This window comes from Flagellimonas lutimaris (assembly GCF_003581615.1).
Classification (GTDB): domain Bacteria; phylum Bacteroidota; class Bacteroidia; order Flavobacteriales; family Flavobacteriaceae; genus Flagellimonas; species Flagellimonas lutimaris.
Window position 1 is genome coordinate 26,772 of sequence record NZ_QXFH01000075.1, and the last position, 10,054, is coordinate 36,825.

12 protein-coding genes are annotated in these 10,054 nt (G+C 33.8%); all 12 read right to left on the reverse strand.

All coding sequences use genetic code 11. From position 1 onward, the window contains the following. Positions 1–344: 344 nt before the first annotated feature. Entirely contained in the window at positions 345–734 is a 390-nt protein-coding gene (locus D2V08_RS12965; RefSeq protein ID WP_119608586.1) for a hypothetical protein, read from the reverse strand. A 459-nt stretch (positions 735–1,193) separates the two neighbouring features. After that, complete coding sequence (locus tag D2V08_RS17370) at positions 1,194–1,355, reverse strand: hypothetical protein (RefSeq protein WP_182835547.1); 162 nt, start codon at positions 1,353–1,355, stop codon at positions 1,194–1,196. A gap of 127 nt (positions 1,356–1,482) precedes the next feature. Continuing rightward, the gene (locus D2V08_RS12975) at positions 1,483–2,193 is read right to left on the reverse strand and encodes a DJ-1/PfpI family protein (protein WP_119608587.1); all 711 of its coding nucleotides are present in this window, start codon (positions 2,191–2,193) and stop codon (positions 1,483–1,485) included. Between the two features lie 819 nt (positions 2,194–3,012). Next, on the reverse strand, positions 3,013–3,885 hold the full coding sequence (locus D2V08_RS12990) for a DMT family transporter (RefSeq protein WP_119608590.1): 873 nt from the start codon (positions 3,883–3,885) through the stop codon (positions 3,013–3,015). Positions 3,886–3,899: 14 nt separating this feature from the next. Then, entirely contained in the window at positions 3,900–4,373 is a 474-nt protein-coding gene (locus D2V08_RS12995; protein WP_119608591.1) for a hypothetical protein, read from the reverse strand. A 195-nt stretch (positions 4,374–4,568) separates the two neighbouring features. Then, positions 4,569–5,471 (reverse strand): class A beta-lactamase, subclass A2, encoded by a 903-nt coding sequence (gene bla, locus D2V08_RS13000; RefSeq protein WP_119608592.1) that lies wholly within the window; start codon positions 5,469–5,471, stop codon positions 4,569–4,571. Between the two features lie 161 nt (positions 5,472–5,632). Next, positions 5,633–6,103, reverse strand: a complete 471-nt coding sequence (locus D2V08_RS13005) for a DinB family protein (RefSeq protein ID WP_119608593.1) — start codon at positions 6,101–6,103, stop codon at positions 5,633–5,635. A 201-nt stretch (positions 6,104–6,304) separates the two neighbouring features. Beyond that, positions 6,305–6,628, reverse strand: coding sequence for a cupin domain-containing protein (locus D2V08_RS13010; RefSeq protein ID WP_119608594.1), 324 nt, complete (start codon positions 6,626–6,628; stop codon positions 6,305–6,307). Positions 6,629–6,841: 213 nt separating this feature from the next. Next, positions 6,842–7,162, reverse strand: coding sequence for a rhodanese-like domain-containing protein (locus D2V08_RS17890; protein WP_119608595.1), 321 nt, complete (start codon positions 7,160–7,162; stop codon positions 6,842–6,844). Continuing rightward, positions 7,089–7,670, reverse strand: coding sequence for a sulfurtransferase (locus D2V08_RS13020; protein ID WP_182835549.1), 582 nt, complete (start codon positions 7,668–7,670; stop codon positions 7,089–7,091). Before D2V08_RS13020 ends, D2V08_RS17890 begins: the two co-directional genes overlap by 74 nt. Before the next feature lie 174 nt (positions 7,671–7,844). Continuing rightward, positions 7,845–8,243 (reverse strand): cupin domain-containing protein, encoded by a 399-nt coding sequence (locus D2V08_RS13025; RefSeq protein WP_245980586.1) that lies wholly within the window; start codon positions 8,241–8,243, stop codon positions 7,845–7,847. Positions 8,244–8,647: 404 nt separating this feature from the next. Next, positions 8,648–9,736, reverse strand: coding sequence for a DUF4932 domain-containing protein (locus tag D2V08_RS13030; protein WP_119608597.1), 1,089 nt, complete (start codon positions 9,734–9,736; stop codon positions 8,648–8,650). Between the last annotated feature and the right edge of the window lie 318 nt (positions 9,737–10,054).

A 10,054-nucleotide genomic window follows, 5' to 3' on the forward strand; every position in this document is an offset into this window, starting at 1 on the left:
GAAATCGCTAAGATCCTGCCGTTATCATCATAGGTGTCCAATGGCCTATTGATGTCCGTATCCATAGAAAATTCAAAACTTGTCGAATCAAGTGGGAAATGACAAAGAGCCTAAAAAAGGTATCTTTTAAAATTCCAATATTCAACCTAAACACGCCATTCTATCAGTATTTGATGCTTTGTCATTTAAACCATCTTTTCCTTGAATGTCAATGAATGTACTCCCTTACTTAATTTATTTTCTGGATTGTAAAATAGTCCGACTTCTCCCAAATTTTTATTTAGAACAAGACCATCATATTTTTCTAGAACCCTTTCAATTATGTCGTTTTTAGTCATATGTTTTTATTCGACATCAATTACAGGTTCAAGATGCATAAATTGCATAGTTTCTTCATTTATCATTCCAAAGAATTTTTGACAAGTTTCACTTTTCAAAATCTCTTGTGCAGCATGTTCAGCTGATTTGAGGTCTGTCCAATAAACAATATCAGTCCATTTACCGTTTTTGTCTACTGCTAGCTTCCTTCCAATGTAGCCATCAAATTTTTCCACTACAGGATTCACGGCCTTTGCTGCTGCTATCACCTCTGCTTTGGAATATTGAGGATGGGTATCAAAGATGACCAATTCAATTGTCCCTACCTTTTTACTTTGTTCGTTCATATTTGTTTTGTTCTGGGTATTACAGCCAATCAATACGATAGCAATAACACAAATTGATAAATGCTTCATTTAATATATTCAAGATTATGGGACAAATGTAAATGGGAGGGGTGACAACCCTATGTCAACTATACTTCAATAAATTTCTTGAAAAACCATTTAACGAGAAACCTTATAGATAATCGAATGTTTAAGAAGAAATAAAGAGCTTGAAATTCAATCTAATCTAAATTCACGTAGGTTGTTTCGTAAGTTACAGAATGCAACTAAAAACACAAAAACTCTCAGTGAAATAAATGGCAAAAGGTGCAATTTCACGAGTTGCAAGTTCATCTTTGTAAATTGAGAAGTAATTGATATTAAGAACATTTGAATTGGTAGTTGACTTTTAAATTGAAGACAAGCGATGGCTTTTGTACTTTTTGTTTTTCGTTGAAGGTTCAATTCAATTCACAACTTTTGAAATATTTTCTTTTTCAAAATTTTTAAGTGTGGATTTTATTTTAAATCAGAGTGAGTTGAAATCTTTTATTGAGGATGTGTATCCTTCCCTTTGATTTCGAATTTATTTCCGTTTAGAAGCATTTTAGCTTTTTCCGAAAACCAATTAGTATAAACCAGTTCACGGATTTCTCTGTTTTGCTCAATTAATTTAAAATTTCCCTTTCCTGAACTTGATACTATTTTCATATAGTTATTTAATCATTACACCTCAGTGTTCAGTGTAAGAGTAATAGATTTCTGCTGAAGAACGTTTCGGTTTGGTCCTTACATGTTTTATGTTTTAACTTACGTTATATCGGTTAAACGTCATTACTTACACGCCGTGTTGCACATATTCTTTTGGTTTTGGCGTTGTCCTTTTTATTTGCTGAAATAATTTGGGTTCTTTTTTTGCTTCTTCAAGCAAAATCATTTCAGCATTTTCAATAACTTCTTTTTCAGCACGTGAATAATTCCCTGAATTATATATGGGGCTAGGGTCATATTCTATAAATAGCTGAATAGCCTTGGTCTTAGTCTCACCAACAATTTTATTAGATAAATACAGCGCCATATCGATCCCAGCAGAGACACCTGCTGCCGTTAGATACTTACCTTGGTCTACAAATCTTTCCGATTTCGGGATGGCACCAAATTTTTTCAATAACCCCATAGGCTTCCAATGTGAAGTAGCCTCTAGACCATTCAGTAAACCAGTGGCCGCAAGAATTATAGATCCTGAACACACCGAAGTTGTCCATTTCGTAGTTTTGTTGATTTTCCTTATCCAGTTCATGACACTAACGTTTTTTATTTCTCTCATAAAAGTTATAGTCGAACCTGGAATAACGAGAATGTCAGCCTCATTTATCTCTTCTATTTCAAACCTCGCGTTAAGGTGGACAAATTTGGAGTCAGCTATTATATCCCCTTTTTTCTCAGCTACGAAGAGTACTTCAGCATTGGGTATATTCCTTAAAACTTCGTAAGGTCCAATGGCATCAAGCATGGTCAAGCCATGATATATATATATTACTATTTTCATTTTTGGTAGATTATGAAAAATTTGATTTTATACCTAGCTTTTTTGGCATTGATTACTAGTCTTGTGAGCTATACGCGAGTTTTACGGGTTTTTTATAAATCTTGGCTCTGCATTCACTCATCTCATATAAGAACTTCAACGATTCAATCAAAATTTCCTCTTTGGGGTAGATTTGATTTTGTTTTATGGATTGTTCAAGTTTCCAATCTTCGGAATGAATCCGAAATTTAACTTCAATTTTTCCATACATGATCGTTATCTTCCTGGACAAATCAGAATAGCAAAATGAAGACAGAACCTTTTGCACATATTGAATCAAAAAATAAAATGATTGCCAATCGTGAAGATAAAAATATTTACGGGCATCCATAGGTATAATCGGTCCAATTTGTTTTGCTTTTGGTTCAATGCAACTGTTTCATGAGTGAAATCGGACAGTGATGGACAGTTGCCTGAACTGTAATTTGTGAAGGCAGTTTTATGAACCTTGATATCAACAGGGGAGTGCGCAATCCTCACTTTGATTATGGTGTCCGACAAATTGTTTGGATAAACAGTCGCCATTGTGGGATGAGAAATCTATGTGTTCAAATGGGCCAAAGGAATTTAATTTTAGCTCTGCTCTTTGTGGTTGAAGTCTGTATTCCACAATTATGGATTTTCGGTTTTGATTGCATAATGTTCTACAATGGACTTGTTTATACTCAGTAGTGGATGTGAACCCATTAACCTGTAAGATAAAATTGACCTTTGGGTTATGGTTGTATGATTTAAAATACCACTAAACCCACTATTGCTTATACAACGTGTTATAATGGGTTATTTTGCCAGATAAATTAAACTCCCTCCGATTACTGAAATTAAAATTCCAATTATTTTAGGTTTAGTCAAATTCTCTCCAAGAAATTTATATCCAAGAAAAGCACCAATTACAATACTTAATTGTCTTAGTCCACCAACATAAGTCGCTTTGCTCATTGTCAGGGCGATTAGTATTAATATGTAAGTGAAACTATTAAAAAAACCTACTTGTATAATTCTAGATTTATTGTTAATCCACTCATTTTTGATTTCATTCTTTGAAAACTTTGAGAAAATGAAAAAGTTATATATGCAGCAAATTACAAATGTGTAAAGATAGAAATAAAGAAAAGGTTCCATTTTGGAAATGGATATCTTGTCCCATAAAGTATATCCTGCAACTGTGAATGCTGCAATCAAGGCATAGATACTACCATTGTTATTTATATTGGTTGCAATGTTTTGAATTCCATTTCTGTCAAAGGAGTCCAAATGCATTATAAATGTTCCTAAAAGAATGAATACTATTGCAATTATTCCAATGGAGTCTATCGTCTCCCCAATAAATAAATAAGCCAATATGGGGAGGAATAGAATACTTGACCTAGAGATTGGATAGACTAATGAAAGCTCTCCGTATTTATAGGCATTTGCCAGAAAGAAATAATTTAAGAATGTTATTATCGAAGCAACTAAAATTAGAAATAAAAACGATATTTTAAAATCAGTTATACTCAAAAAATAAATTGCTGGGGTTGCGAAAATTACAATTTCAGCTATTTTGCTAAGAGCGGTAAAGACATGTTTCTCTTCTGAGCGTTTTATTAGATAATTCCAATATGCATGCGTTAAAATTGAAGCCAATACCAAGGCAAAAGGTAATCCGTTCATATGGATTTTTTAGTTTAATTAACCCAATTGGAAAATATATATTTTTCAGTTTCCAAAAGTATATTGATTTGTTTTCTAATTTCTTCAATGTCATCTACATTTAAGGGTTCAAAATCATCATAGAATCCTGTTTGACGAAACGGGAAGTCACAAGCTTCACCATATTTATGAACCTTGGCACTTTTGGCTCTTCCATAAAGGTGAACATGAAGAAAAGGACCTTCGGGTTTTAAAACTCCCCAATTTCCGTTGTCCTGATAATTGATTCTTCCAATATCAATTCCACAATTATTAAGACCAATTGTCATTGCCTCCCCAACTAGCATAGTTAGATACATTTGCTCAATCGCCAGTTTTGGAGTTAATAAAGTCCTATTATCCAATTTGATTTTAGGAGATATTGATATATGGCCGCCATCTAACCTAGTCACTAATGGCAATTGCACTGCTTCAACAACAAAATTTGGTGTTTCATATATCAAACTCATAGATTTTCAAGTTTAGGGTGCATAATGTACTACAACGGACTTGTTTATACTCAGTAGTGGATGTGAACCCATTAACCTGTAAGATAGCATCGGCCTTTGGGCTGTGTTTCTATGTTTCAAAATACCACGAAACCCAATATTGCTTATACAAAATGTTGCCTGCGGGTATTTTTTAGATTTGTTTAGCAATATCAGTTAATTACCCGAAAAATAATCCCAAGCCACCTTAGAGATATCGGATATGATTTTTTCGTTGGTTTTGAAATCTTCTTTGGATTCCGTCACAAAAACACTTATTGTAAAGTATTCGCCATTCGGCATGAATACAATTCCAATATTGTTTACGGCAGCGGTTATACCTGTCTTCTTATTCTTCCCCGACCAACCGGTTTTATGTGCAACAACTGTTTCTTCTGGCAATTGCCCCTTTAACCTATTCTTTCCTACTTTGGTTCCTTTCAAAATGTTCCATATGAAGTCATAACTGTCTTGGGAAAGTAAACCATTTTTATTTTTATAAAATGTGGACAGAATCTTATTGGCTTCAATTGGTGTTGTCCAATTTAAAAATTGCAGTTCCCAATTACTCTGCATAGTCTCCTCATTTATTTTCGCAGCAAAATCTTTAAAACCGAGGCTTGAAAAATAATTTTCAACAACTTGCGGTTTTCCGAGCAATTTGAGCAAAACATCACAGCCGACATTATCACTCATAGCGACCGTGTACTCGATGATCTCTGCAATGGTAAGGTAAGCCCCTTCGGGATATTTTTCTCTTATTGGACTCCATAGTCCAGGTAGCAGTTCACTTTTCTTAATATCAATTTTTTGGTCAAGTGAAAGATTACCTTTATCCACTTCTGATAAAATGACCAATGCAATTGGAAGTTTGAAAACACTCTGCATGGGATAGTGTCTCTGACCATTAATGCTTAGTGTATCATTGGTTTTAAATCCATTAATAGCAACGCCAACAATTACATCTTTTGTATTTGTTATACTATCAATTTTCTGTCTTAAAGTTTCTATTTTCTGAGAAAAACCCTTTGTGAAAAATAGTAAGAAGAGAAAAGAAATGATTGAAGTCTTTTTTAGCATAAAGCTTTTGTGTTGTTTGTAGGTTACGTTCTCGAGTAACCTAAAGTTAAGGGTTTATATGTTTTACTTTTCGGTTTAGCGCTGACGTTGGCAATTCCGAGTGGATTCGGACTCCGTTGAATGAGCGTTAATTGCGGTTGTACATTGTTGTTAACGGGCTTTTAGTCCCAAATTTCAGGTCTTTCAATTCTGGCAGTTCTCAAATAGTCCAACATTTGTCCAGTGTGAACGGATTCGTGGTAAGCGATCCGATTCAGATAATCTGCCAGTTTTTTACTTTGGCCAACTTCTTTTCTCTCAATTCTTATGTTTTCCAAATCTTCTGTTTTCAACTCTTTTATCATATTCAGGAATTCTATCCGATATTTTTCTGAAAAGTCAAGCTCATTTTTTAAGTCCGAATATTTTAGTTCTTTCCAGGGTGATTGGTAATTCGCTAAATTCCCTCGATTCTGAATTATTTTATGGAAAAGGTGTTCGCCTTCCAAAACGTGCCTTATCATTTCAATAATCGTAAGTGCATTTTCATCAGGTTTCCAATTCAGATATTCCTTTGAAATTCCGCTCCATAATTTTATGCTACGTCTTCTTATTTCGGAAAAGTTCAATAGAATTATTTCAGTTGAATGCATTGTTTGTATTTTGTTTTAAGCTTGTTGCCAATGTTCTCGTTTAACCATCTGTTAAGGGTTTATATATTTTACTTTTCGATTTAGCGCTGATGTTTGCAATTCGGAGTGGATTCCTACTCCGTCGAATATGTGGTAATTGCGGTTATACATTTTTACTTTTGTTTTTTAGAAAAGAACATTAGCTCTTGCTTATTCTTCCTCTCATAGATAGTCTTGCCTAATAGGTGAAAATACATCAACAACTTCTCCAGCTTCGATTATCTTTATTGAATGCTCAATATCCGCTGGAATGGAATAAGTGTCTCCTTCTTTTAAGTCATGTTCTTTTCCATCAACCGCCAATTTGTACTTTCCCGAAATGACATAACCGCTTTGTTCATTGGGGTGTTTGTGAAAAGGCACAAAATCAGTTTGCTTATACAACATTTTAGTGACCATAGTGTCTCTTCCCATGGATAGTACTACAAAGTCAACTCCTAAAAACTGTCTTCTTACAGCATTTTCTTTTTTTACTATGTTTTTCATTTGTTGAATTTTTAAATTTGTTTTTTGTCTATCCTAAATGATTTTTGCTCAATAAAGTAATTGACTTTCCTCAAAACAGGTAAATTACAGGTAACCGTTTAGCGTATGGGTGCTAGCGGGTTTCTACTACGTCCCCTTCTGTTTTAAGTGGACCTTCATTTTTGTTTATACTATCGTTTTATTACTTAAATCGCTATTACTTATACGCTATTTTTACATAACGTTTTTTAGATTATTCCGTTCAGCCCATTCTGTCCAAGAACCGTCATACACGTTTAAACTATTTCCATATCCAATTTGACAAGCTAACATAACAATACAAGCTGTCATTCCCGAACCATAGCTGAAAACCAATTCTTTGTCGTTATTGCATTTTTTCTTAAAAAGCATATTCAATTCGTTTTTTGGTTTGTACTTTCCGTATCTCAAAACCTCTTGGTATGGAATGTTAACTGAATTTTCAATTCTTCCACTTTTTAAAGTGTTCCCTTGGTTCTTTTCCAATTCCGTTAAATCTGCTTTCCGACCTTGCATCTACTATCGTGAATTTCTTTTTGATTGTATTTATAGAAATCCATTCGAAATCAACAACCAATGTTTCGTTAAATTGCACTTCAAAATCCCCTATTTCTATAGTTTTGATCCGCTTTTTTTCGGTTTGAAATCTTTTTTCGATACAGTCGGGAAGTCCACCATCAACAAAGGATATTTTTTGGTGACCCATAACTTTAAAAAGCCAGTACACCCTTGGACTTGAATAAATTCCGTTATTATCGAAAACAACAATTTCCGAATCTTTATTTATCCCTAGTTTTCTACATTCAAGTTCAAATTGTTCAGGTTTTGGAATTGTGTTCGGAAAAGGACTTGTTTTATCCAGGAATACATTTTGCAAATCAAAAAACCTTGCATTTGGAATAGTCAGGTCAAATTTCTTAAACTCTTTTCCATTTGCACCAGTTGTTATACTAGCATCAAGTATAATAATGCTGGAATTGCTTAAATTCTGATTTAGCCATTCTGTTGATACTATTTCTCTCAATTTCGTTCTAAATATTGTGTAACGTCTCGGCTATGAGTGGTTGCGTGGTTTAGCGGTTAACTTATCACGATTGTACCAAACTGAAAATCTTACTGATTTTCAGAGCTAGGCGAGAACAAACAATATCTGATAGCCATTGTTGTACTCGGCTTTATTTCCAATCTTGTTAATCAATTAAATTTTATCTAATTCTGAAACAGTTAATATGTTTTCTTTATTTCCGGTATTCAGTGTAGAAGCAGGCTCAAATAACATTACACTAACTTCTTCGGGAGCATAGGGCTTGTGTTTAATTCCTTTTGGAATTATAACGAATTCCCCGGGATTTAATTCTAACGTTTTTTCAGTCAGTTCAATGAATAGTTTTCCTTCAACAACAAAAAATAGTTCATCTTCTTGCTCGTGCATGTGCATTACAAAATTCCCCTTAAACTTGGCAAGTTTAACAAATTGATTATTTAGTTCTCCTACTATTTTAGGTGTCCAATATTCATTAAACTTATTTAGTTTTGATTTAAGGTTTACTTTTTTTATTTCCATTCTTCGGTTTTCAGCTTTTGTACATTCGTCCATGTTATGGGTGTTTGCGAGGGTTAGCTCTTGACGTTGCAAGAACATACAAAGCGGGCGGAAAATCCTCTCTGATTTTCAGAAGTTGGCGAAAACAAGCAAGTATTTATAGCCATTGTTGGGCGTTCGTTATTCTTTCTTCGTTTTATAATTTATTTCGTGATCATTGATTCCATGACTTTTTTTTGACTTAAAAATCAACCAGTTAATATGAATTCATATTCTTTATCAGGCTTCAACTCTAATTCAATAAATACCAAATTATTATCTTTTGAGTATGTTGCCTCTCCCATTTCGGGATAAGCCTTATCTCCTTTTTCTCCTTCGTTTATTGAATAACAATGGTTTATCAAAAATGATTTCCATTTTCAAAAGGTTTTATCCCAACAAACTTAGGTCTTCGCCTATCAATCACATTTTTCAATTTCAGTTATGTTATCTGCAACGTTGTCAAAGAATTTTACCAATTCAGGCATAAAGCTTTCCAAAGTTGGAAACATATCTCTGTTTTGGCCATATCGCTCTAATTCTTGAACGAGTTTGTCTGTCCATGAAAACCCACGATTCATTTCATTGTTTAATTCAGTTTCGATAATTTCATTTGGGTAATTATGGTCTTTCAAATATCTTATTACACCAGCCCTTACGATAGCTTCCGCATACATAGTTTGCCAACTTCCATATGCCTGTGATTCCATGATGTCCTTTAATACGGCAAAAATGGCTTCTCCACTTTTAGAGAGTTCTGTATGATATTTTTCTACAATATGATTTACAAAAGAGTGATTGAATTCATGTAGTAAAGTCGGGAAATAATCGTCCAATTCATATTGTGGCATTCCCAAATTGTCAACACTCCATGTGCCCATAATGGCATAAATAATTTCTTTGTCCGCAATTGAAATACTTGGACCATAATTGCCACCTCCATTTCCCAATCCATTCACTATTCTAAATTCTCCCTTATGTTCCTGCCCATAAAATTCTTGATACCAATTAACATCCAACTCATCATGAACTTTTTGAAAATTTCCAGAGGCCGTTTTATATACTGCTTTATTTTCCTGAAAGAATTTTTCGCAATTGGCATCGCTATAGAATCTATTCAGTAGTTGTAAAAATTTACTTGCTCTTTTCTTTCCCCACCTTTCTTCTGGAATTTCCTTTGAGAATGGAATAATGGGTTGAAACGGATAATTGTCTGATAAATTGATCGCCATATGCATAACAGCATCATAACCAATTCCTTTTCTGCGAAGTTTCTTTTTTATGTAATTTATTAATTCATGATTTTTATAAGGTTGAAAATGCTTTTCAATATTTTCAACATATTTTGGAAATTTATTTGAACTGTACTCTTTACTATCGGCTAGTCTAAACACAATGCTTAAGAGTTCAACTCTTTCGTCAACTTTCGGTTCTGCAAGTATTTCAGATTTTTGTCCAAAAGAATTGAGTGCCAAAAGGAGTAATGAGATTATTGAAATTTGTTTCATTGTTTCATTCGCATTAATGATGGCCAACTTTATTGTATACTTAACTCTTTGGGTATGGATATATGATCTTGCGGGCTATGTACAAATTTTACGATTGTTTAAAAATCTTGGCCCTGTGCATTTTCCCCTCGCTCATTGGAACTTTTATGATTCAATCAACATCTAGATTGAGTGTATTTGATTTCAACACTACAAAGGTAGAAATTCTTAAGAGCACCCATAGACACAATTGGTCCAATTTGTTTTGCATTTGGTTCACTGGACTTACTACATTTGACTGGACATTGAGATAGGAGCATGTTGACTGTTTGAATTAAC

Coding starts and splice junctions, on each gene's coding strand:
- D2V08_RS13010 (WP_119608594.1), bottom strand. CDS start 6,628: ATGAAAAACATAGTAAAAAAAGAAAATGCTGTAAGAAGACAGTTTTTA.
- D2V08_RS17370 (WP_182835547.1), bottom strand. CDS start 1,355: ATGAAAATAGTATCAAGTTCAGGAAAGGGAAATTTTAAATTAATTGAG.
- D2V08_RS12990 (WP_119608590.1), bottom strand. CDS start 3,885: ATGAACGGATTACCTTTTGCCTTGGTATTGGCTTCAATTTTAACGCAT.
- D2V08_RS13030 (WP_119608597.1), bottom strand. CDS start 9,736: ATGAAACAAATTTCAATAATCTCATTACTCCTTTTGGCACTCAATTCT.
- D2V08_RS12965 (WP_119608586.1), bottom strand. CDS start 734: ATGAAGCATTTATCAATTTGTGTTATTGCTATCGTATTGATTGGCTGT.
- D2V08_RS17890 (WP_119608595.1), bottom strand. CDS start 7,162: ATGCAAGGTCGGAAAGCAGATTTAACGGAATTGGAAAAGAACCAAGGG.
- D2V08_RS12995 (WP_119608591.1), bottom strand. CDS start 4,373: ATGAGTTTGATATATGAAACACCAAATTTTGTTGTTGAAGCAGTGCAA.
- D2V08_RS13025 (WP_245980586.1), bottom strand. CDS start 8,243: ATGGACGAATGTACAAAAGCTGAAAACCGAAGAATGGAAATAAAAAAA.
- D2V08_RS12975 (WP_119608587.1), bottom strand. CDS start 2,193: ATGAAAATAGTAATATATATATATCATGGCTTGACCATGCTTGATGCC.
- bla (WP_119608592.1), bottom strand. CDS start 5,471: ATGCTAAAAAAGACTTCAATCATTTCTTTTCTCTTCTTACTATTTTTC.
- D2V08_RS13005 (WP_119608593.1), bottom strand. CDS start 6,103: ATGCATTCAACTGAAATAATTCTATTGAACTTTTCCGAAATAAGAAGA.